The 22781-nt window shown below is 38.0% G+C and carries 21 protein-coding genes; 18 read left to right on the top strand and 3 right to left on the bottom strand.

Translation table 11 applies throughout. The features are described 5' to 3' along the window. The first annotated feature begins 14 nt into the window (after positions 1-14). The 8 genes from ACYX4O_RS18770 to ACYX4O_RS18735 all read left to right on the top strand — a co-directional run bounded on the left by ACYX4O_RS18770 (position 15) and on the right by ACYX4O_RS18735 (position 10742). Positions 15-905 (top strand): PIG-L deacetylase family protein, encoded by an 891-nt coding sequence (locus ACYX4O_RS18770; RefSeq protein ID WP_476353099.1) that lies wholly within the window; start codon positions 15-17, stop codon positions 903-905. Further along, a complete protein-coding gene (locus ACYX4O_RS18765) occupies positions 902-2002 on the top strand; it encodes a glycosyltransferase (protein WP_476353097.1) in 1101 nt (366 codons plus the stop codon). The genes ACYX4O_RS18770 and ACYX4O_RS18765 overlap by 4 nt, the downstream gene beginning before the upstream one ends. Positions 2003-2109: 107 nt before the next feature. Then, on the top strand, positions 2110-3501 hold the full coding sequence (locus ACYX4O_RS18760) for an O-antigen ligase family protein (protein WP_476353095.1): 1392 nt from the start codon (positions 2110-2112) through the stop codon (positions 3499-3501). Positions 3502-3894: 393 nt separating this feature from the next. Continuing rightward, positions 3895-5025 (top strand): S-layer homology domain-containing protein, encoded by a 1131-nt coding sequence (locus ACYX4O_RS18755; protein ID WP_476353093.1) that lies wholly within the window; start codon positions 3895-3897, stop codon positions 5023-5025. Positions 5026-5040: 15 nt separating this feature from the next. Next, the gene (locus ACYX4O_RS18750; protein ID WP_476353091.1) at positions 5041-5502 is read left to right on the top strand and encodes a hypothetical protein; all 462 of its coding nucleotides are present in this window, start codon (positions 5041-5043) and stop codon (positions 5500-5502) included. Positions 5503-5550: 48 nt separating this feature from the next. Further along, a complete protein-coding gene (locus tag ACYX4O_RS18745) occupies positions 5551-8028 on the top strand; it encodes a hypothetical protein (RefSeq protein ID WP_476353089.1) in 2478 nt (825 codons plus the stop codon). 812 nt (positions 8029-8840) lie between these two features. Beyond that, on the top strand, positions 8841-9491 hold the full coding sequence (locus ACYX4O_RS18740) for a hypothetical protein (RefSeq protein WP_476353088.1): 651 nt from the start codon (positions 8841-8843) through the stop codon (positions 9489-9491). Between the two features lie 96 nt (positions 9492-9587). After that, positions 9588-10742: a hypothetical protein gene (locus ACYX4O_RS18735; RefSeq protein ID WP_476353086.1), complete on the top strand. Its 1155-nt coding sequence runs from the start codon at positions 9588-9590 to the stop codon at positions 10740-10742. A gap of 247 nt (positions 10743-10989) precedes the next feature. Here ACYX4O_RS18735 and ACYX4O_RS18730 read toward each other — a convergent pair whose 3' ends face one another. Beyond that, entirely contained in the window at positions 10990-11490 is a 501-nt protein-coding gene (locus ACYX4O_RS18730) for a hypothetical protein (protein ID WP_476353085.1), read from the bottom strand. Positions 11491-11650: 160 nt separating this feature from the next. On the opposite strand from ACYX4O_RS18730, the gene ACYX4O_RS18725 reads away from it, so the two are divergent. The 5 genes from ACYX4O_RS18725 (at position 11651) to ACYX4O_RS18705 (ending at position 15109) form a co-directional block, all read left to right on the top strand. Next, entirely contained in the window at positions 11651-11863 is a 213-nt protein-coding gene (locus ACYX4O_RS18725) for a WYL domain-containing protein (RefSeq protein ID WP_476353083.1), read from the top strand. A 2-nt stretch (positions 11864-11865) separates the two neighbouring features. After that, positions 11866-12210, top strand: a complete 345-nt coding sequence (locus ACYX4O_RS18720) for a YolD-like family protein (protein ID WP_476353082.1) — start codon at positions 11866-11868, stop codon at positions 12208-12210. A 452-nt stretch (positions 12211-12662) separates the two neighbouring features. Then, positions 12663-13616 (top strand): DNA/RNA non-specific endonuclease, encoded by a 954-nt coding sequence (locus ACYX4O_RS18715; protein WP_476353081.1) that lies wholly within the window; start codon positions 12663-12665, stop codon positions 13614-13616. Positions 13617-13786: 170 nt separating this feature from the next. Next, the gene (locus tag ACYX4O_RS18710) at positions 13787-13993 is read left to right on the top strand and encodes a hypothetical protein (RefSeq protein ID WP_476353079.1); all 207 of its coding nucleotides are present in this window, start codon (positions 13787-13789) and stop codon (positions 13991-13993) included. A gap of 462 nt (positions 13994-14455) precedes the next feature. After that, positions 14456-15109, top strand: a complete 654-nt coding sequence (locus ACYX4O_RS18705) for a hypothetical protein (RefSeq protein ID WP_476353078.1) — start codon at positions 14456-14458, stop codon at positions 15107-15109. A gap of 352 nt (positions 15110-15461) precedes the next feature. On the opposite strand, the gene ACYX4O_RS18700 is transcribed toward ACYX4O_RS18705, so the two are convergent. After that, positions 15462-16349, bottom strand: coding sequence for a tyrosine-type recombinase/integrase (locus ACYX4O_RS18700; RefSeq protein ID WP_476353076.1), 888 nt, complete (start codon positions 16347-16349; stop codon positions 15462-15464). A 58-nt stretch (positions 16350-16407) separates the two neighbouring features. Continuing rightward, complete coding sequence (locus ACYX4O_RS18695; RefSeq protein ID WP_476353074.1) at positions 16408-17316, bottom strand: helix-turn-helix domain-containing protein; 909 nt, start codon at positions 17314-17316, stop codon at positions 16408-16410. 934 nt (positions 17317-18250) lie between these two features. Between ACYX4O_RS18695 and ACYX4O_RS18690 the strand changes: the two genes are divergently transcribed. The 5 genes from ACYX4O_RS18690 to ACYX4O_RS18670 all read left to right on the top strand — a co-directional run bounded on the left by ACYX4O_RS18690 (position 18251) and on the right by ACYX4O_RS18670 (position 22651). After that, on the top strand, positions 18251-19054 hold the full coding sequence (locus ACYX4O_RS18690; protein WP_476353072.1) for a tyrosine-type recombinase/integrase: 804 nt from the start codon (positions 18251-18253) through the stop codon (positions 19052-19054). A gap of 98 nt (positions 19055-19152) precedes the next feature. After that, positions 19153-20055 (top strand): tyrosine-type recombinase/integrase, encoded by a 903-nt coding sequence (locus ACYX4O_RS18685; protein WP_476353070.1) that lies wholly within the window; start codon positions 19153-19155, stop codon positions 20053-20055. After that, the gene (xerA, locus tag ACYX4O_RS18680; protein ID WP_476353068.1) at positions 20052-20897 is read left to right on the top strand and encodes a site-specific tyrosine recombinase/integron integrase; all 846 of its coding nucleotides are present in this window, start codon (positions 20052-20054) and stop codon (positions 20895-20897) included. Before ACYX4O_RS18685 ends, xerA begins: the two co-directional genes overlap by 4 nt. A gap of 19 nt (positions 20898-20916) precedes the next feature. Next, entirely contained in the window at positions 20917-21798 is an 882-nt protein-coding gene (locus ACYX4O_RS18675; protein WP_476353066.1) for a tyrosine-type recombinase/integrase, read from the top strand. Between the two features lie 13 nt (positions 21799-21811). Beyond that, positions 21812-22651: a tyrosine-type recombinase/integrase gene (locus ACYX4O_RS18670; protein WP_476353064.1), complete on the top strand. Its 840-nt coding sequence runs from the start codon at positions 21812-21814 to the stop codon at positions 22649-22651. The last annotated feature ends 130 nt before the right edge of the window (positions 22652-22781 follow it).

The raw sequence follows: 22781 nt of genomic DNA, 5'->3' as shown, positions 1-22781 counted from the left end.
AGGAGATTACATTTATGAAGCGAAAGATATTACAATCGATCTCACCGATCATCCATCCGATTACAGATCTTGTGTTGGAACGCTATTATAAAGGTCAGCTCGAGTGTGCTTCCCTGACGGAGGAGCGTGTTTTGTTGTTGGCTCCTCACGTCGATGATGAAACGATCGGCGCCGGGGGTACCATTCACCAGCACATCAACAGCGGTGCCGAAGCAACTGTAATCTTCTTAACGAACGGAGCCGGTAGTGTCTCTGATTTAGATCAGTCTGAACTCATCGAGCGTCGCCGCAAGGAAGCGTACAACGTCCAAGAGCTTCTCGGGATTCAGGACATTCGTTTCTTCGACGAACCAGACGGGGAGCTAGCGAGCACAAGTAGCTTACAATCTCGTCTGAAGGAAGTCATTGAAGAAGTGCAGCCTGACGTTGTCTATGCGCCCGTATTCGTAGATTGCCACAGTGACCATATTGAAACAGGTCACTTGCTTCGGGATACACTTGAACAAGTCGACAAAAGCCCTAACGTACGACTGTATGAAATCAATACCGCACTTCCAAAAGAAGAGATTAACTGTGTTGTAGATATCACGAAGAGCTTTGATGTAAAGACAGAAGCAGTCGATATATTCAAATCTCAGACGATCGACTTTGATGGATTTCTCGCACTAGCCCGTTACAAATCCCGGCTCGTCGAACAGCCTGACGTTGAGGTCGTCGAGACGTTCTTAGAACTTGACCAGGAATCATTTACGAAGCGATTCGACGCGGTGTATGGCCAATATGCCTACTCCGAATATTTCAAGCAAGTCAATAAAGCCGCAACCTTACTACTAGCCCTTTTCAAAAACTTAAGTTTCAAACAGCGTGTCTATCAGGAAAGTAAAGGAGGCACTTCGTCATCATGAGAGTCGTTCACTTAATCTCCGGTGGGGAAACAGGCGGGTCAAAGAACCACCTCCTCACATTACTCTCCCAATTTAATAAAGAAGACGTTTCCCTTTTGGTTATGCAAAAAGGAGCCTTGTATGATGAAGCGATCGAGAAGGGGATCGACGTTCATCTCCTTGATCAGAGTTCACGTTATGACGTGCGCGTGATCAGTAAGCTGAAGCGGTTCCTACAGAACGGTGGGTATGACTTATTACATACGCATGGCCCAAGAGCTAACCTATTTGGAGCTTTGATCAAACGATCGACCAATATTCCTTGGATTACAACCATTCACAGTGATCCGAAGCTCGATTTTCTTAAGGGTGGCATAAAGGGGAAGATCTTTACGAAAATCAATCTGTGGGCGATTAGCCGGATTGATCATTTTTTTGCCGTTTCAGAACGATTTAAAGAAGATCTGATCTCTCTAGGCATACGAGGAGACAAAATCACAACCGTCTATAACGGAATCGATTTCTCTAAAGGCTCTTATGCGAAAGGGAACCTCTCTCGCAAAGATTTGAACCTGAGCGGATCAGACTTTGTTGCCGCTATGGTGGCCCGTCTTCATCCGATTAAGGGACACGAAGAAGTGTTTCAAGCTGTAAAGTCTTTACAAGATCCTTCCTTCCAATTACTCTTAGTTGGTGGAGGCCCTGAAGAGGAGGCCCTGAAGAGTCGCGTAAAGGAACTAGGGATCGAGGATCAGGTCCACTTCCTTGGCTTCAGAAGCGACGTGCCAGACATCTACAGAAACTCTGACGTTGGGCTTCTTGCTTCGTATAGTGAAAGCTTCCCACTCGCTTTACTTGAAGCAGGACGCGAAGACACGCCTGTTATCGCAACAGATGTCGGTGGCGTCCAGCATATGGTGAGCGACTATGGCTGGGTTGTTCCAATTAAAGATTCTCATGCTTTAAAGAGCGCCTTCATGAAAGCAATCAATAAGAAAGAAACAGGGGAACTTGCCCCAATGGGTCGACAGTTCCACGAGTATGCCTCTAGTAACTTTTCGTTAGAACAACTTGCTGAGGCAACGGAAAAAATGTATAAAACATTTCTAGAAGCGTGAAACTTTGAGAGAAGGGTTTCGTCTGTACGATCTGGATGACGCCTTCTCTTTCTTTGTTTCCTCGCTTCTGTACGAATTGCAAAATATAAAGAGGAGTGTACCACCACATGGCACAGAAACATTCAATAACGTTTTATCTGGTGCTCTTGCACCTAATCATCATGCCACTTGTCCCGCTAAAAGTGTACGCAGGACCCTTGCCAATCTCTGCTGAAGTTGTGCTAATTCCTATCCTGACAGTTGTTGCTCTGTATGAATGGTATACAAAGCGCATCAAACTAAACGATGACCTCTCTATGAAAACATTTATGGTCTTATTCGGCATTTTCTTCCTAATCCAAGTCATTTCCTTAACCCAGGCAGAATCCTTATTCCCTGCTATTAAAGAGATGGTTCGTTACCTATCCTACGCGGTCCTATTCTACATCGTTACGAAAGTAAACTTCTCACGAAGCGAGTACAAGACAATCGGCATTACATTCTCAGTCGTCCTTGCACTCGTTGGAATATGGGGAATCTTAACGTACGTGTTCGCCATCAACCTAAACACTGCAGGTGTCTACGCACTTGAAGAAGCTTACGGACGCGTCATGGCAACAATGGGGAACCCGAACTACTACGCTGGGTTTATTAACTTTGTTATACCAGGCCTCCTGCTCGTATCCGTTGCGTATTTCAAAGAGCGAAAATGGCAGCTGATGTTCTTTGCTCTATTCGGAATTTACGTGATCAACCAAATCTTCACCTATACACGTTCAGCATGGCTCATTATGGCGCTTGCGATTATCTTAACATCACTCCTAGTACCAAAGCGTTTCTACAAGAAGCTGTTCACGATCCACATGATCATCGCAAGTATCGTCCTAGCTATCGTTGTCTATAACCTTCCGGACGTGCAAGACCGCACGAAATCAGCTATGTTTGTGGTTCAGTCGTTCTTCCCTGAAGACACAACGTCACCAAGCGGTGGTGTAGATCGTGACGGGGATGGAGTGGAAGATGACGATGGCGGCAAATTGAATGAGAAGGATGAGAAGAACAAATCCTTCACAAACAAAGCCGTTGTTTCACGAACAACCCTTTGGAAAACCGGTTACTATATGTATAAGGACAATCCAGTCCTCGGCGTAGGAATAGGGAACTACGACGTGCGTTACGAAGAGTATGTAACGAAATATCCTGAACTCTATATCGGTCACGATCAGTACTCTGTTCACAACTCTTACCTAAAAGTTGCTTCAGAAACAGGAACGATCGGACTCATAAGCTTCCTGGCCATTTATGTGTACTATTACATCTTTATGGTGAAGCAATATATCAGACACCGTGAAGATCTATTGAAGAAACTCTTGCTTGTTGGACTATTCGTAGGCGCAGGCACCTTTGCCGGCCAGAACATTGCCAACAACCTTATCTTTATTCCGCAGGTAAACGTCTTATTCTGGTTAATTTCAGGGCTTGTGTTTAATTATGTGCATACGAAACACAGTCGCACATAACCTGTAATGTTAAAATTTTGTAAAAGAAAGAAAACATTCCTTGCAAGAGAAAAAACTACCATGCTATACTAAATAACATAATTGCAAGAAAACTTGCAAAAATTAAGAGGGAAGTATGATACTTCCCTCTTTTTTATGACAAATTTCTTAGTCTTTTAACATTTTCGTAAAAATAAATACAATTATTTCATTTATTAGTTGAAAAAAGTAGCAGATTTGTTAGAATGACTAATGTGAGTATTTCCATTTTAGGCAAACTTAACTACTAATACCATATTAGGGCTAAGTTTGTAATTTGTGTGAAAAAGGACTAGTTGATGGTAGTTTCATAGTCTTCTAGTCTTAGATATAACCATGTACAACTGTACATAATTAAAGGGAGGAAAATTTTCCATGGCATTTCAACCAAAGTCTTACCGCAAGTTCGTCGTTGCATCAGCATCTGCAGCTCTAGTAGGAGCAGCAGTGGCACCAGCATCTGCAGGCGCAGCAGAAGCTACTACAGCCGCTGAAGCATTCACTGATGTAACAGTAGACACACCACAATACGAACATATCAATGCACTTTACCAAGAAGGCATTATCAACGGTTTCGAAGATGGTGAATTCAAACGTAATGAATACGTACCACGTAGCCAAGCAGCTGAAATGATTTTCAATGCACTTGAGCTTAAAGAAGTAGAAGACCTTTCTAGCTTTACTTTCACAGACGTAAACGATCGTCTAAAAGGTGAGATTCAGGCACTAGTAAACGAAGAGGTATTTGACGGTCACTCTGAGACTGACTTCGGTTACGCTGAGAACATCACTCGTGATCAAATGGCTAAGGTAATCGCTGAGGCATTCGACCTGCCACAGAACGATGTTCCTGAAGCAGACTTCACGGACCTAATGGACACTTCTTTATATCCATACCTTAACGCAGTAGCAGCAGCTGGTGTTGTTGATGGTTATGAAGACGGAAGCTTTGGTGTAGGTGACCCAATTAAACGTGGTGACTTCGCTAAGATGCTTCATAATGCATGGAAGCAGTGGAAAGATGTAAAAGTAAGTGATGTAGGACAAGTTGTATCTACACTACCTGGTGTTTACGGAGTTGAGATTGAACTTTCTGCTCTTGAAGGTGCAACTGCTGACACTAAAGTTACACTAGACATCGATGGTGAGACTGTAGAACTGGCTTACAACGAAGAACGTGACTCATTCCGCAACATTCAGATTTCTGAATTCGATGAAGAACAGCTTAAAAACGCTGTTGTGAAATACGAAGTAGATGAACCTACAAAGCTAGGAACTGTTGCTGAAGTAAATGGTCAAGTTGTATCTACACTTCCTGGAGTATTCGGTGTTGAACTGAAAGTTGATACTCTTGAAGATGTTACAGCTGAAAGCACACTTGCTCTTTGGATTGATGGAGAAGAAGTTGAGCTAGATTATAACGAAGAGCGCGAATCCTTCCGTAATATTCAAATCTCTGGATATTCTGAAGCGGAACTTGAAGCGGCAATGGTTGTATCTAAGTAAAAAAGGGTGGTAACTATGAAACATCTAACTAAATGGATGGTCTCATCAGCACTAACATCTGCTATTGTAATAGCACCAGCCACACACTCTACAATCGATGCAGCAGAAACAGATATTACAGAGCTTGTATACGCTTATGATGGGAAAGAGTTTACGGTATCTTATGAACAATTTACAAACGCTCTCATCGACAGCGAAGGCGGCCTGTATGACTTCATGATGAACGAACAGCCGACTATCAAAGGTGTTGGAATTGCGAACGGATCATATGTTAAATATGATTCCTTTGCATCAGCCGTCTTTGATAACCCTGAAGAGAACCCATTGGCACTGTTGGGTGATCTATCAGTTGAGTCTAATCATACACTGGATTCTAGTGTTGTAGACTCCTATGAAGAAGTGACCAATTTTGAAGGTGGACTACCGCATTTTGAGGACGTAGAAGCGGTCGTACCTGAAGTCATTTCAATACACTAAAAAAGAGATAAATAAATTTTTTAAGGATTAAGAGGAGGAACTTCAATAATGAAAAAGCAATTTAAAGTTATGTCTTCAGCGGCTTTAGCAACAGCATTAGCAGTACCTGCAGTAGCTGGTGTTGCTCCGGTAACAGTAGACGCAGCAGAAACTTCTATTCAAGAAGTAGCAATTGATAACAATGGTGAAGTAACAGTTGTATCATATGATGAATTCGTAGACGCTATCCTTGACGGTGAAGCATTCGAAGGTGATGTAGTAGGAGTAAGCGTTGAAGAAGATTCATTTATTAGCTACTCTGCACTAGCAGATGCACTATTCGATAACACAGACAAAACAACATTAGAAATTCTTGAAATGCTTTCTGATGATGAAGAAGCTCTTGTTGACGAAGACACACTAATAGAGTGGGGCGTAATTGATGGAACTGCTTCTGTTGAATCAGTAAGTGCGATTAACGCTACTACGATTGAAGTAACTTGGAATAATGGTGAAACTACTGAAGTTGAGCTAGATGAAGAGCTTGAAGTAGGAGAAAACGAAGTTACATTCACATATGAAGAGGAAGAATACACAGCTACTGTAAACTTTGAAGCTCCAACAGCTACTGATTTAACTGTGTTAAACTCTCAATTACCGCTTCGTGATGATGTAGTAATCAGCTACCAGTATCAAGACCAATATGGTCAAGACATTGATGTAGATGGTGATGACTTCACAGTAACTGTTTATAATGTTACTGAAGGTGAAACAGTTAATAACTTTGATCGTTCTACTACTGACGGACAGATCGACCTTGACCTAGCTGCTAACTCAAACGTAGAAGTAGGCGATGAAATTCGTGTAACTCTTCTAAACAATGATTCAGGATTAAAAGAAACGGTAAATCTTCCAGTAGTTTCTGCTGAAATGGTTAACCAAGTAACTCTTGGTGACGTAGTCCTACCTGAAGACGAAGTACGTTTACCAGAAGATACTACTGATCTTACTCTTAATTACACTGCAACTGATCAGTATGGAAATGACGTAACTCTTCAAGATACATCAGAGTTAACATTCATTTCTAGTGATAATTCAGTTGTGAACAGCAACAACGTTAACGTTATTACTAAAGATGGAGAAAAAGTTCTTTCTCTAGATACTGAAAATGTAGTGGAAACTAAAGAAGTTACTTTGACTGTTCTAGTTAATTCAACTGGTGAAACTTCTTCAACTAAATTCAAAGTATATGCTGATTCTTCTATTGAATCTGCTACTCTAACTAAACCTGAGGATACTACATTTGCTGTAGGTGATACTGCTAAACTAAATATCTCAGCAGTAGATCAGTATTCTGATGCTCTTACTAATGAAGAAATCTTCAGCCAAAAAGGTAGCATTAGCCTAACATCATCTAACACAAGTGTTATTGCTAATGATGACTTCACTGTGAATAACGATGGTACTGTTTCTGTTGATTTAACAGGTAACACTGCTGGTACAACAACTCTATTCGCTACAATCGGTGGAGAAACTTCTGAGCTTAAAGTAACTGTAGAGGCTGCTCGTACACCAGAAAAAGTTACCCTTGCTACTGAGCCATCAGAAAAACTTATTCAGGGTGCTGAAACTGCAATTGAGTTCAACTTAGTTGACCAATACGGTGCCGACCTTGCTGATGCAGATTTCGCTGACTATCAAGTAGTCACTTCTATCACTAAGGTAAGTGGTGATGATGCTGGTCTTACTAAGACTATTAATGATACTGTTGCTGCTGAATCAGATGTAGTAGGAAATGAGTACAAACTAACTGCTGCTTCTGATAAGTCTGGAGTATATAAAGTTAAAGCTGAACTACAAGATACTTCAGGAACTCCGGTTACTGTAAGTTCTGTAGAACGCACAGTAGAAGTAATTGCCGATAACGCTGAAGGCTTAACTTACTCTGTAGAAGACTTCGGAACACTTTACGCTGAAGGTTCTGCTAACCAGGGTTATGATGTGGCTCCAAGTGTAATGGCAACTGATAAAGATGGTAATAAAGTTGCTGTACCTTCATCTGTAATTCAGGATGTATTCAGCGACGATGCTTCCATCGTTGATGTGGATGCACAAAATGAAATTTATGGTGTTGCTAAAGGTACTGCAACTGTTACAGTTGTAATTGAAACATCAGAAGGTGTTAAGACACTTACTAAAGAGGTTACAGTTTCAGATGCTACTCCTAAAGCTCAGTCAATCGCTGTAAGCAATGATAGCGTTACTGCCGCTGAAGCAGATGTAGAAGGAGATTTATTAGCTGATACTAATGAAGTATACTTCACAGTTACAGACCAGTATGGTGTAGAAAACGAAGTTAAGCCTAACTTCTTCGTAACTAACGTACAAGATAATACTGCTTCAAATGGTACTGATTTTGATTCAAGTGATGTAACATTCACTGGAAGTACTATTGCAATTGCTGAAGCAGGTGCTGGTGACAAATTCACACTTACTGGAGTAACATCAAACGGTAAGTCTGTAAGTACAACAATCACTCTTAACTAAAAAATTAAACGAAACGTTACTTTATAAGTTCATTAGTTGAACGAAACAAGTAAAGGAAGGCCCCGAGCCCGTTGCATGGAAGTGCTTCATCTCGGGGTCTTTTTCTTTAACTGCTATATCCACAATTTGGGTGAAAATCCTAATACATAAAAACAGCTTTTATATTATGTGCCTAATACTCCTGCATCCAATGAAGCTCTAACTAGCTGAAGGGGTGAAGTCAGGTGAAGTCGTACTCAGCTTGATTCTGAGGCGGGGATCCTTAAAAGATGGATATGACTAGGAGACGAATCCATGTAGATCCAATACGAAATAGTGAATGTTATGTTGAGCTATGCTAGGAGTTTAACATTCATCTTAGTAATTGAGATGTTATTGAGGGTTTGGAATAATTTAAGCTGTTAAACCAAACTTACTCGTATTGAATAGTGGGAGTCTAAGGACATCAAAAGAAGGGATGGATATAACGGAACGTTTGAAGTCTTACTAGAAGAGGTTAGTTAGAGCCAGGGATGCTAGTAAGATGGCAGCAGGTTCATAGTAGTGATGAAGGCTTGCCGTGAGAACTCGTAGTGGTAACACAAGCGAGGAGGATAAAACAAGTTGGAACAAAGGGACCTAGTCATTGGTTAGCGTACACTTAGGTAACTCTTATAAGTGATATGTTTGCTTATGATGGATCGCCGAATGCGGTGAAAGCCGTCTGTTTGGTGAAGGCTCGCTATAAATTTTATAGGATATAAGGCGAGAATAGCGAAAATAGCATTCCTATAGTAGTAAATTCAGTTTCATTAGATACAAATAATGATGGTGTGTCTGATACTCTAGAGCTTCAATTCTCAGAGGCAATTAACGATTCAGCATTCACTGCTAATGCAATTGCTGATTGGACATTTGATGAAATAGGGAATCCAGGAGCGGAAGCGACTGATACAAACAATGTATTTGATAGATTTAACACTTCTGTAAACTCTATAGCAAATGACAGTGATGCAAATGATGAGTATGTCAGCTTAACGATTAGTAATCCATCTAATGTATATGGTACAGGGGATATGAATTATGCATATACAAATGGTGGTGGAGATGATATCACATCAGTAGAGGGTGGTATTTTAGGGGATATTAGTGTTACTGCTGCTAATGATGAAGCAGCTCCGGTAGTAGCTTCAGCAGCTTCTGCTGGTACAATTTCTAACGCTAGTTCTGTGACTGTTTCATTCAGTGAACCTTTATCAGCTACTGCTCAAATAGCTGTAACTAACGCATTAGATTCTGCTACAACAGCTAATGGTAGTGCAACTTATACAATTTCGTTTAACCAAGCTGGTGATTCTGTAACAATTACAGAAGATAGTGGAACTGCTCAATCAGCAGACACTTTAACACTCTCAGCTACAACTGCTGACCTAGAAGATGCAGCTAGCAATACAACTACAACAGCTGAAGTCGTTACAAACTAATTTAAATGATGAGAAGCACGAGGAAAATTCTTGTGCTTCTTTTATTTCGTATAATAGATTTAGATGTGAATATAACAAAAGGGGGTAGCATTGGACATGGATTTAGAACAATTAGAGAAGGATTTGGCAGTACAGAAAGTTTATGATGCATGGCAATATGTTAGGAGCCTGCAGGAAACATTAGGCTACATGACAATTTCATATAACTTACTATGTAAAATATATGAGAACCGAAAAAGTGTATTAGATTCTACCAATAATGAATTAATTCATAGTGCCATGCAAGATGGAAGTGCAACACTTACACAAGATGAATTGGATAAAACAGTCTTAGATATAGCTGGATACCAAGTTGATGATGTGGCTTTTCTTAGAAAAACTATAATAGAGTTTTTTCACTATGCGAGAATGAGTATGGATGTACTGTTTCAAATTATTAATGCAGGATTACTTGGTGATAAAGCGTACCCAGTAACTGATAGAAAACTCCTAACAAAAGTATTATCCAAGATTAATAACATTAATGACTTTTCTATTTTGCATCGACATTTATCTCAAATTAAAAATGATAATAACTTTAAATATCTGTCATCTTTTGATAACTACATCAAACATATAAAGACTATACTGATAATAGTCAAAAACAGTTTTATGATTGGAAATGATGATGAATTTTATATTAATGAGTTTAGCTATAACAATACATTTTATAAACAAGTTGATGCATTGACTAAAGTTAAGGAAATTCACGACTATGTCTTAAATACAGTTGAAACAATCATGGAAGAATTTCATAAACAAGTGCCAAATTGCATAGACAATACTCAGAGGATTCAGAATATAAAGTTCAGGATGCAAATTCAAAAAAATGAAAGTGTAGATAAATTAGAATTCATTACTTTTTATATTGAAGTAGATAATGATTTGTCTGAATTACCGAGTGAGATCAAAGTATACCCTTTAATAGTTAAACCTAATGGTGAAATATATAGCTTTGATTTTCAATTTGAGAAACTGTTTGTTAAGAGACGAAATGCTAACAATGACACCGATTCAGTTGTTGGGTGTGCTGTATTAAAAAATGGCTTAGAAACTAATGAGTTTTACAGAATTTTTGAAGTAAAAGAATGTACATTTACTGACTACATAACATATATAACAGAGTTTAATAATAGGACTCAGAAAATATCAATGAACTTATATGCGATGGAAGGTCAAATAATTGCTTACAATAATAAAGACAACAAGTGAATGTGCCTTAAAAATATTAATGGAGCTGCCGTTTCGGATGCATTCAAATAATATCAATCTGTGTTTTTTTCCTTTTAGGATAGGTTTAAGAAGCTTGTACCAAAGAACAAAGGATAAGAATATTATCTTATCCTATTGTTTTGCTATGTGTTGTGCTATTGGTTTACTAAGACTTTTTAGTATATAAAAACAAATTTGCCCTCTCAACCGCCCCCGTTACCTTAAAGCGGTTGAGGGGGGGAATTGCTTATGGCATTTTTATACCTAGCTGTTGTTTCAGACGAAAAGAAAGGTTGCGGATGTCAGCTTCCATAAAATGCTCTTCATATGATGGATTTTTTTCAGCCCTATCAAATATGCTGTGGAGATCTGTTTGTAGCTCTTTATATTCTTCAGAAACAGCCTCTTTATAAGCTAACCTCGCCCATGTCTTAGCGTATTTTAAAAAGTCATGTAAGTGTGCCTTAGCTCTATGAAGAGCTAGTTCACCATTGCCACTAAGACTGTGTATGTATTCTAACATCATAGAATCAACAGAACAGATTTGTTTCACCGGAGATCCGTTATCGTACTGAATATCTTTTACCGGATTGCTGTCAGGGGAAACAAAAAATTTATACCGTATCAATCCTCTTTCTTCAATGAGAAAATGCTTCTTTGTATAATCCTCCTGAATGGCTGCTACAGCCACTTCTTCTATAAATCTTTTTTCATCTGCTTGCAAGTAATGATTTTCATAACTTTTCACTTGTCAGTATCCCTCCTTACCGAAATGTTTCTTCTTTAATATTTAAATAACCTTCAATATTTTGGTATTTTGCAGAAATTGAAAAACTGTATTTTACTTTAAGGCAATTATGGTTATAATAAGAACAAATGTTCGTATAATTGTATTAGGAGGGATGACCATGGATGGAATGCTGGAAAACGCAAAACAAAATCGAGAGACACTTGAAATGATTTACTTATCAAAGAATGGCCAACTTTCTCAGAGGAATATAAGGATCTTGAATGCAGGGGAGACATATATATTAGCTTATTGTTATAACCGAAAAAAGGTAAGAAAATTTAGCCGTAGCAGTATCCTTTCCATTGGTCCTCTCCGGAAGAAGGTGGGATAACAATGACTGACGACCGATTACGAGATAGAGGAACCATTAAATGGACTTCGTTAATGCTTCCAGAGCATGTAGAAATGTTAAAAAAAGTATGGAAAGAGGATGAGCGTGTAGAAAAAGGTTTACTTGCCGAAGATCAAGCTGCGGAGATTGACTTAAAACTGAGATTAGCTTTTAAAGATGATTTAACTGTTGAAGTAAAATATCATAATGGAACTAATTATATTTCTGACCAATTAAAAGTATTAGATATTGATATGAATACCGGAAAGTTAATAGGTAGAGCTCTTCCTTCAAAGGAAAGGATTAATATTATGTTCATTGATATATTGGAGCTGGATATTATATAAACTTTGAAGCAAAAAAAGTGGAAAGGGTTAAGTTGCTAAAAGGCTGAGGGGGGGAAGGCAACGTCATATTACTAAACGGGACGATAGTTGAAAAAGGCGATAAAATTGGACGGCACGTATTAGATATGTCTAATATGTGCCGTGCTTTTTAAATCAAACATTTCACCTTTCTAAACTAAAGACAGCTATTGGCCCCGCTCGAATTAGGATGCTAGTTAACTTATGATAACCATATTCAGCTTCAAGAAAATCAAAGAATTAATAACATTATGTGGTAAAATATACTTAATAATTATGATTATTCAGTTCTTCAACTACCAAAGTAAAAAAGGGGATGAGGTTGATAATGCTGAAGTTTGTAAAGTAATTGTAAGTATAGATAGGTTAACCTATTTTAACATCCCGAGACTTTTAGAATGAACAATATGAAACTATTATAGGAGAGTCCTAAAATGAAAAAGAAAATGAGGTATTTAGTTTTACTTTTAACGGCCATCTTTATGGTTGGTTGTACTGAAGTAGAAGATACATCCACTGCAGATAAAGAAACAAGTTCACAAGAAGCAGTTACGGTTAATGCAGATGAAAACGAAGAGAACAAAGAAGAAGAAAAAGAAGATTCCACCCCTGAGAGTGATGATGAAACATCAGTAGAGGAAACTCCAACTGAAGCAAATGAGGAACTATTCTCAGGATACAAACTTATTGAGGTTGATGGTGGTGACTTGTCCGGGGATCGTAAACCTAATGTTGTAGTTGACATTGGTTATGGAGACCGTCAATATTGGGCATTTACTAATGAACATGGGCAACTAATCCGTGTCATTGCAAATGAAATCATTTTACAAGATGACAATAACGAACCTGTTCTATCGTCTGGAAGATACTTCTATGATGAGGCAAAGGTTCCTGGTGTGGAAAGTGACGTTTTGGATGAAGGCCATGTTATTGCTGATTCTCTTGGAGGGGTATCGAATGCTTATAATATTACCCCGCAAGATAGTACTCTTAACCGACACGGAGATCAAGCCTACATGGAAGACTCGATTCGTAAGGCTGGTGGAGCCACTAATTTTGAAGCTATTATCACATACCCTGATACGGAAACACAGATCCCTTCAAGCTATCAGTATACCTATACATTAAGGGGGAATGAAATTGTTGATACATTTGAGAATGTGAATCCGGATGAAGTAAACGAGTCACTCAATTCAACAGAGAATGAGCCTTCTGACTCGACGAGTTCAAACACAGAAGGTGATATTTCTAGCATTGATACGAATGGTAATGGTACAGTGACAATCAAAGAAGCGAAAGCGGCAGGTTTTACCATGCCTATTTATAAAGACCATTGGTTGTATAAATACATGAGAGATAATGATGGAGATGGCATGGTTGGAGAGTAAGCCTCAAGAGCTTTGAGACAAAAGAAAGAACATATTTTCATTGGATGATTTATAACAATTTGCGAATATGTGTGCTTTAAAAATCTCTAGTTAGTTCTCTTGAGCGTTTATGATCTGACACTTCTAATGTTTTGATAATAAGACTAACAACTATTGGTGGTGTAAATACAATGCATGAAAACAACGACTCTTCAAGTGAAAGAAAGTATGGTTGGGTTGACCAATGGGCTAAGATGACAGGAGAAAGAGCGATGATAGATGCTAAAGTCAATAACACATTTATTGTGTACGCAACCAAGAACGGTCTAGTTAGAAAATATCCAAATGGGGAAGTTAAACCCCATAACATAAACACATTATATTACACTAAAAAGTAAGCTTTTTTACATGGAACAATGAATGCTTAAAGTGTTCAATTTTGCGTTAAATTTAAAAATACTCAAGATACAGTAAATTAACGGGTTCGGATGAGATGTAAAAAAACTATGTAACAAATAAAGGAGGTGTGAATTAGCATTCTAATTCACACCTCCTTTTATTGCTATTGGCATTTTTTACACTCTGAAAAGATCCTTACAGAACGTACACTTTGTTCGTATTAATTAAGAAAGGATATGGTTTGTAATATTTAAGGGATACACCTCATACATTGTAATATCAGCTCTTAAAGTCTTTAGAAGAAAGGAAAATGATTATTGAATTAACCCAACTGAATAGGAGAGGAACTCATCATTTCTCCCTGCAATTTCTAAGCGCATGGAAATGGTGGTACGAAATCCTCTCCTAAGGATCGTGCTTTTTGCCATTCCATAGCTCAAAATAATAAAAGGAGTGGTAAAATGCACAATATCCAAAACGAGTCTAGGGTAAATATTTGCGACCACATTGAACTAGCCAACGGAATTCCTAAAGAAACCAGTGAGCAAAAGATGAGCTGGTCGCTGTTGTATCATTCCAGTATCAGGAATAAGTTATACAGAAAGGTATTTGAAAAGCTATATCAAAGCAGGGTGGAAATTGAAAACGGGATTGAAACGTGTGAGATTGAAAATGAAGGGGAGAGAAAGCTACTCGATTGTGAGTTAGGAATTGATTACCTCGTAAGAGTGAAGCCTGAAGGCCAAGATTTTTCTGATCAGTACAACATCGGTTATCGAGTCCTGGCAGTGGATGAAAATTTCATCCCAGAAGCAACCATTTCTCGCCATACAAAGAAAGGAAATACCTGTGAGTTTTTTAAGTTATCATGCTTGCAATTCTTCACTTGGATTTTTTGCTCAAAGAAAACAGGGGAAATTCTACAGATCATTGTGGTTGATAATCCGTACAAAATTTCTACAGCCGTAAGAGAAGGAGCGCTCATTCCGAGACTGGTAGAAGGAAAAAAGAATTTTTTCTATTCAATTAGAACTGACGACGTAGTCTTTAAGAAAATGATTTTCTTAAAGATATCATTTCCAATGACATCTCTCAATCAGAAGCGCATCCATTAAAGACAGGGGATCCCTGTCTTTTTCTTTTTATTTTTTTTGTTAGATAACTTCATAAAAATCAGCTTTTATGAAGTATTTTATTGTGAAATATGGTTAGAATTATAAATGTATTGAGGGGATCAAGTGTAGAGCATCATCTACTAAAGTCAGGTATTTTTAAATGGCAAGCATTGGAGACTTGGGGAATGGACATTTATTCGTTAAGACTATAGGAATTAATAAGCCAGGTGTAGAGGTGTAGTTGAAGCTTTAATCATACGGAGAAGGGTTGCAAAACGGGGCCTATATGTGCAAAAAAATACACCAAATACGGATTTGGTGTATGGCCTAACGATTATACTTTTTGATCGTCCTAACTTCCGGAAGTAATTTGTTGTAGGTAGTATTGCAAGTAATCTTCCAAATTATTGAGCTTTAAATAGGATGCATAATCAAGTTTTGGCTCGAACCTTTTTTCTAAATTTTTGAAGGTTCTGATTATCATTGATCGTCTTAATATCATTGGTGTAATGCTCGTGTTCACTCCAGCAATACAACCTATCCTTTTAAAGTGCAACCTTACAGTATCTGGGGTGATATGCTTGCTAGGTTTATAGGGTGATGAGAATAAATAAGGTGATTCCGGTACTGGATGATTTTCCAAGAAACGTTTTAAGGTAGATGCTAAATCTTCATTAATTGTTAAATAAGATTCAACTTCTCCATTATTAGAAGTAAAAAATACGGTGTTATTCTCTAGGTTTACATTTTCCTTTCTAACATTTAACGTAGGTGAAATTCGGCGGCCAGTGCAGTAAAGAAACTTAATTAACGTATAGAAGTAATAGTTATATCCTTCAGCGGAAGCAAGCACTTGTTCCACTTCTTCTTCCGATAATGTTGGAGGAGGCAATGTAGCTGGAACCTCCTTATATCTGATATAAGCTGCGGGATTATGCAATCCTCCTGTTTCAAAAGCTAAGAAGTTATAGTAAGACTTTAAAATCGCTATATAGCGGTTAATCGTAGAAGGTTTTAAGCCCCTAGTTTTATCAAGGAACGCTAAAAAATTTTCTAACTGAGAACGCTCCAGCTGCCCGATATTTATACTCATCTCATATTCTTGTGAGATAAAGCTTTTTAATTCCATAAGGTGTCTAACATTGTTGGCCACACTGGATTCAGTTAGCCTAGAGTACTTTGAGTAACTTACAAACTCTTCAATATAAGATGATGGATCATCAATTTTGTTGTTAAACACTACGAACACTCCTTTCCTGATGTTAAGGTGAGCAACGCTTACGTAACTAGATACACATTTACTTTAAAACACCTAAAGATGGCTGTTCTCTGATGTACCATTGAAGACGTTGATCAAAGACTACCAAATCTTTTATGGTTGGATCATTTGTCTCAAGATATTTGTACATAGTCTCCATAGAGACCCAGGGATTAAACCATAAGGTACAAGTCATTTTCTTTTTTTGTAGTGATGGTATCTGTGACTTAGTAACATAACTTAAGCTACAGGGGCCAAGGTGATTTTCAAGAGATGGGATTTCTTGCTGATCGCTTTCTTGTAAATTGAATCGTAATGAAATTTCGTCATATTCAACGACAAAGTATTGTTTTTGTTCAGCAGTATGAATGCACCCTTCAAGAAACTTCGCTTGGAACACTTCTTCACTGATTTTTCTCTTAAGCCACTCTTGCTTAATATTGAGTAAATATTCTGTCACGTCACCTTTTTCATAAAGAGGTAACTGATTGACATAATCATTACGAAGCTCTTGAGTAAAATGATTGACCTTTTCTTTAGCGTATTCTTCATCAAAAGAAAGCAGTTCTTCAACTAACTTACTTACATAATCAGGGTATTGAACTGTAGGCCGACTATTATTTCTAACTTGAAGCTTTTTGTGATCTGATTCATTACCCTTTAGCACTGGCTCGTTATTTTGTAAGTTCTTAACTCGTAAAGATGCTAGCGTGTTGGGTTCCAATTCAAATATCTTTTCTAGTTGAACTAATAACTCTTTTGAGCCCCCTCTTTGACCACGTTCCAGTAAACTCAAGTAACCTACAGACACTTCAAGTAAGGAAGCAAGATCTTCTCGTGAATAATCTTCATTCACACGCAGCTCTTTAATCCTTTCTCCTAACTTAATGTAAACCCGCTCATTTTGATTCACTTTCTTGTTATTAGCAATACTCTTCGTATTACTCATGCATGATAACCTCCTTTTAACCACCATTTATCTCCAGTTATGTTTAGTCTTAAACCCAAAAGTATTTATTAGTGTTCGTAGGTTCATTTAGCTCAGACCTAGATTGCTATTAGAAAAATAGATCCTTTGTGTATTATTCGTAAGGGTTCTTTTTTGTTTCTAGCTTTTTTCCTTATCTAAAATAGCTCAGTTAAAAAAATTTTTTCGTTTTGTTTATGCTATTAGCCCTTTGTATATCAGGATTTCATTAAACATTTTCATGATTATTGCTAAAAAACTTTTATTAGAAGATGTATAAAAATAAATTCCTTGTAAAAAATGGTGCCTATCTTCATCGAGCCCTAAACGACTAAAGGTGAGAAAGGGTGAATTTTGTTAAAAGGTAAGGTCAATTGAAGGTAGTTGTGAGCAGGATATGATGGACTTATGCATCAACTTTCCTGTTTGTAAGGTATACCACGTAGTGCATTTTTCTTGTTTTCTGAAGAGTAATTTCGACAGAGCTAATGCATGGCAGCTATAGGAGAGAGTACAAAACTCGATGGAGTAAAATCTCGGAGTTGTTTAACAGAGGGGTAGGTGAAAATGAAGGTACCAGAGGATTGTTGGAGGTAAGAGCACACCCATTAATGGATGTTAATAGCTGAGAAAATTGGGTTCGTTATACCCAATTGTAACAATTGATATTTTGGATGATAGTAAACTTCAAAATCGAAGCTACTATCAGTTTTCTGCTAAATATCTAAACCATAATTTCATAGTTACAAATCTACACATCTAGGACATTAGAACATTGACACAATCCCATAGTGATTTCAGTTATGTCTTTTAATGTAGAAAGCTCAGGTAATGTCGAATGGTAGTCTCAAACTATTATTATCCTCTTCGTTAGAAGCTCTGTATCAGGCAGGTTTGGATAAAAAGGAGGTATTAAATGAATAGACTAGATGCACATACCCATCAATTAAAGTCTGATTTCCGATTTAGGCTTAATCAGGAAGACTTGGAGTTTTGGGTCAGTGTAATCAGTGATTTACTTCGTTTTTCAAACAAGAGTTATCGAAAAATTACTGAAACCGACATTCGTAACTGGCTGTCTTCCCTAGAGGGTACAGAAACTACCTTAAGATTATCAGCTAAGTTATTAGGAGTGAAAATGTTCTACCGCTTCTGTATAAGGGTCGGCGTTATAGGCAAGGACCCTGCGTTTTCAATATCATATCCAGTCTATGAAGATGATAATTCTGGATATTTGTTAGAAGACCAATTGAATCAATTGCGGCTGCTTTTGGATGGAAATTTAAAAGAGCGTGCGCTTGTGGAGTTAATTTATGCAACAGGCCTAAGAAATAACGAATTATTAGGTGTTCAAGTTGAAGATATCAATTGGGACGAACGCTCGATCTGGGTAAGGAATAAGACTCATGTAGGACGTAGGGTTTACTTTAATCATGTTTGTGAAAATCATCTGAAAGCTTATTTAGTAATTCGTTCAGATAAGTTACCTTTTCTATTCCTAAATATAGATGAATCTGGACCAATGCATAATCAAGACCTTCGTGTGCTGTTTCAACAATATCAAGAAAAGCTTGATTTCCATGTTACTCCACACACATTAAGGTGTACATTTGCAGATCACCTATGTTTTGAAGAACTGGGATACGAACATATTCTAGAAGTACTGGGTCTTAATGAAACCTCTTCTGTTAGCTTGAATGAAGTTAGAGAAAATGTTTGAGAAAAATCTCTAGGAGTGACCTTTTCCTCTAATATTCGTGAGTAAGTGTTTGTAGGAGTCCCCCCTATTCTGGGGGATTTAAAAATAATAGAGAGGATATGAAGAGATTGGATCTCACAAAAAAATACTGGGAATCTACTAACAAATTTGTTCCCGATGAGACAAGAGCCATAATTAACGAATATTTGCTGAGTCTTAAGCAAACTGACAAAGCTGAAGCTACGGTTGCAAAGTATCGGTGGGTATTAGAAACAGTTTTTTGTGAGTGTACTGTTCCTCTTGCTGATATAACTTCGGATGAGATTTTAAACTGGCTTAACGGTTATTCGAAAGACAAAAAAGAGAAGACCATAGATCTTTTTCTTTCAACGCTCACCTCCTTCTTTAATTTTTGTCTTACAGAAGGAGTTGTGGAACATCCGATAATTAAAAAACGTTGGCGTCCTAAAATTCCTGATGCATTACCCAAGTTTTTAACAGAGGAGGAATACGCTTGTGTAAGAATGAATGCAGAACAATTACCGATTCGTGATCGGGCATTGGTGTTATTTCTATTTTCCTCTGGATGTCGTAGATCTGAAATTGTTAACTTAACGATTCAGGATGTCGACTTCAAACGACGTGCAGTAAGAGTGAAAGGCAAAGGTGGAAAAATTCGAAGTATACACATCTCCGAAGAGTGTGCTCTCGTGCTACAAGATTATCTCCAAACCCGGTCTGGTGATGTAACAGAACCACTTTTTATGAATAAATTTGGTGATGGATTAAAAGCAGGAGGTATTTTTGGTGTTACGAAAAAGCTAGGGGAAATATCAGGTTTGAAGCAATCTTTATCGCCTCATGTCTGTCGGCATACATTTGCCACACACTTGCTTGCAAGAGGTGCAAAGTTAGAGTTTATTGCTGACGAAATGGGGCATGAGAATTTGAACACAACCCGTGTGTATGCTCGTATTCCTACGGAAGACCTAATGATTTCTTATCAAAATATAATGGGGTGAAAACAATTCTCAAAAATGTTGAAGCTATACAAGCCTTTTTAAAAGATAACCAGATGCGGTTTAGTCCTGAAACATCTCGTAGTTATGAGTTTTCGCTCAATCAATTTTTTGCATTTTGCGAAAAAGAGTTCGATGATGTGAGGACCGCTAATATTCGAGCATGGTTGTCTCACTTGGAAGAAAGTGGTTTGAAGCGTCGGACGCTTAAAACAAAACTGTCGGGGTTGAAGTCGTTTTATCGTTACTGTATGGAAGAACAGTTGTTGAAACTCAATCCGGCCGCTCCAATACCTCCATCAAAAAAGGAGGACTATCTTCCTTACTACTTGAGTAAAAAGCAGCTGGCTCTGTTGCAAGAGTTAACTAAAGGAAAGGTTCGAGACAGAGCGATAGTAGAGTCGTTGTATGCAACAGGATTAAGAATCAGTGAACTCTTAGCTATTAAGTTAGAAGATGTGAGGTGGGGGCGTAGGCAAATATGGATTAGAAAGGGAAAGGGAAATAAGGAACGTTTTGTCATGTTCAATCATGAATGTGCTGAACGGTTAAAAATATATCTAGAAAAACGTCCTGACGATAGTGCATATCTATTTTCAAATGGACGGGGAGGGGCATTAAAGCCTGTTACTATTCAAAGGCAGTTTAAAACCTTCTCTGAAAAGTTAGGTTTTAAGGTAACTCCTCATACGTTGCGTCACACTTTTGCTGTTCATTTAGCTCAAAAAAAGATGAAGCAAGGTTATATCCAAGAACTACTAGGCCATCGCAACATCAATAGTACTCGCTGGTATATTCGATTCATGGATGATGATAGGAAAAAAGAATACGACCGCTACCAATAATAGATGGGGAGTGTGATATATGGAAGATTACTGTAAGCTAACAAAAGCTCTACCTTACTCTAGGAATCAGGAAGTTATTCAGGAATTCCTATCAAGTTTGAAATTCGGTAACCGAAGTGAAGGTACTATTAAGTTATATCGCCAATTTCTAGAGTATTTCTTTAGTGACAAAAAGGATGATTTTGATGAGATCAGCTCTGAAGCTATATGGAGCTGGTTTCAAGAGAACCTAGGGCATGTAAAAGTCGCAACGTTTAGATTGAAATTAAGTGTCCTTTCTTCCTTTTATACATTTTGTATCGGAGAGAGATACATTGATCGAACCCCGATCAAAAGAAGATGGTATCCTCGTCTTCCAAAGCCTATTCCAAAATATTTAGATAAGGAGGAATTAGCAAAAGTTCGTACGTACCTCGACAATATACAATTGAGAGATCAAGTAATGATAGAGTTTATGCTTGTCTCTGGTTGCCGAGTGGGGGAATTACAACAATTGAATCGAGATGATATCGATCTTGAAGAGCGTACTGCCACAGTATTAGGGAAAGGAAGCAAAATTCGACACATTCACTTTACAGATCGGTGTTCAATCCTTTTGGAACGTTATATGGAAAAATGCCCTGAGGGTGATGGTGCTTTATTTGTGACCAAAACTGGGCATAGATTAAGTAAAAGGCAAATCCAATATATCGTTAACGATATTGGGAAAGATTCAGGCCTATCAAAACATTTACATGCCCATAGGCTACGCCATACGTTTTCAACTGAATTGTTAGCCAAGGGAGCAGAGCTATCCTTTATTGGTGAGGAATTGGGGCATAGTGACCTCTCTACTACTCAGATTTATGCAAATCTTCCTCAGAAAGAGGTTGTTGCAGAATACAGAAAGTTTATGGGATGAGGGAGTGGAATAGGTGATTACGTCAGATATGTGTATTAAAGAGTTCAAACATGCATTTGGGATTCGATTAACGTCAGGATCCATTCATCAATATGAGGTAGCTGTTCGACAAATGCTATCTTTTTGTGAGAAACCGTTTCATGAAATTACTACACGTGATATACGTGCATGGTTAAATCATACTCACAACAATCTTTACAAAACTAACACTGTCAGAATCAAGCTATCGGGTGTGAAGATATTTTATCGCTATTGCATGGAAGAAGGACATATAACTCGAAATCCTGCTGAAACGATACCGTTACCCAAGGAGAAGGACTCAATTCCATATTATTTGGAGAGGGATCAGTTAATCCAATTACGAGACATAGTAGCTGGGAAGGTTGAGGAGAGAGCAGTAGTGGAGGTTTTGTTTGCCACTGGAGTGCGAGTTAGTGAATTGGCTAGCATTACTTTAGAGGATATCAATTGGTCTGAACGAATGATTACAATAAAGGAAGGAAAAGGTAAGAAAGGCCGTATTGTATTGTTTACAAGGGAATGTGAGGAATACTTGAAAACGTACCTCAATGAACGTAACGATAATCTGCCATATCTTTTTACGAACACTACAAAGAATGGACCTATTTGTATCGGTACGATTCGCTATCGGTTTGCCAACTACAAAGTGCAGCTCGGATTTCACCTTTCCCCTCATACGTTGCGACATACCTTTGCAGCTCATTTGGCTAAAAAAGGGATGAAGCTTGATTATATTCAAGCACTGCTAGGTCATGAAAAACAAAATCAAACCAAGGTATATGCTCGTTTGTATAATTATGCTCAAAAGGAGATGTATGACGAGTGGATGTAGGAGGAGAAAGACAGCCGAAACACTTCATACGTGGGAAATCCCCAGATAAAATGAAGTGATTAGCCACGACGTCCTCTGAGTATCTGAAGAGATTATAGTGGGGATGTTAGGAGGCAATGATTTTGATTAT

The organism is Pontibacillus sp. ABV4_188 (assembly GCF_056311905.1).
This window is presented reverse-complemented; position numbering and strand designations above follow the sequence as displayed.

Excerpts from the sequence above, each read along its gene's own strand:
- ACYX4O_RS18690 (WP_476353072.1), top strand. The coding sequence starts at position 18,251 with ATGAATAGACTAGATGCACATACCCATCAATTAAAGTCTGATTTCCGA.
- ACYX4O_RS18745 (WP_476353089.1), top strand. The coding sequence starts at position 5,551 with ATGAAAAAGCAATTTAAAGTTATGTCTTCAGCGGCTTTAGCAACAGCA.
- ACYX4O_RS18770 (WP_476353099.1), top strand. The coding sequence starts at position 15 with ATGAAGCGAAAGATATTACAATCGATCTCACCGATCATCCATCCGATT.
- ACYX4O_RS18710 (WP_476353079.1), top strand. The coding sequence starts at position 13,787 with ATGCATGAAAACAACGACTCTTCAAGTGAAAGAAAGTATGGTTGGGTT.
- ACYX4O_RS18685 (WP_476353070.1), top strand. The coding sequence starts at position 19,153 with ATGAAGAGATTGGATCTCACAAAAAAATACTGGGAATCTACTAACAAA.
- ACYX4O_RS18755 (WP_476353093.1), top strand. The coding sequence starts at position 3,895 with ATGGCATTTCAACCAAAGTCTTACCGCAAGTTCGTCGTTGCATCAGCA.
- ACYX4O_RS18725 (WP_476353083.1), top strand. The coding sequence starts at position 11,651 with ATGGATGGAATGCTGGAAAACGCAAAACAAAATCGAGAGACACTTGAA.
- ACYX4O_RS18735 (WP_476353086.1), top strand. The coding sequence starts at position 9,588 with ATGGATTTAGAACAATTAGAGAAGGATTTGGCAGTACAGAAAGTTTAT.
- ACYX4O_RS18760 (WP_476353095.1), top strand. The coding sequence starts at position 2,110 with ATGGCACAGAAACATTCAATAACGTTTTATCTGGTGCTCTTGCACCTA.
- ACYX4O_RS18720 (WP_476353082.1), top strand. The coding sequence starts at position 11,866 with ATGACTGACGACCGATTACGAGATAGAGGAACCATTAAATGGACTTCG.
- ACYX4O_RS18715 (WP_476353081.1), top strand. The coding sequence starts at position 12,663 with ATGAAAAAGAAAATGAGGTATTTAGTTTTACTTTTAACGGCCATCTTT.
- ACYX4O_RS18705 (WP_476353078.1), top strand. The coding sequence starts at position 14,456 with ATGCACAATATCCAAAACGAGTCTAGGGTAAATATTTGCGACCACATT.
- ACYX4O_RS18695 (WP_476353074.1), bottom strand. The coding sequence starts at position 17,316 with ATGAGTAATACGAAGAGTATTGCTAATAACAAGAAAGTGAATCAAAAT.
- ACYX4O_RS18765 (WP_476353097.1), top strand. The coding sequence starts at position 902 with ATGAGAGTCGTTCACTTAATCTCCGGTGGGGAAACAGGCGGGTCAAAG.
- ACYX4O_RS18675 (WP_476353066.1), top strand. The coding sequence starts at position 20,917 with ATGGAAGATTACTGTAAGCTAACAAAAGCTCTACCTTACTCTAGGAAT.
- ACYX4O_RS18750 (WP_476353091.1), top strand. The coding sequence starts at position 5,041 with ATGAAACATCTAACTAAATGGATGGTCTCATCAGCACTAACATCTGCT.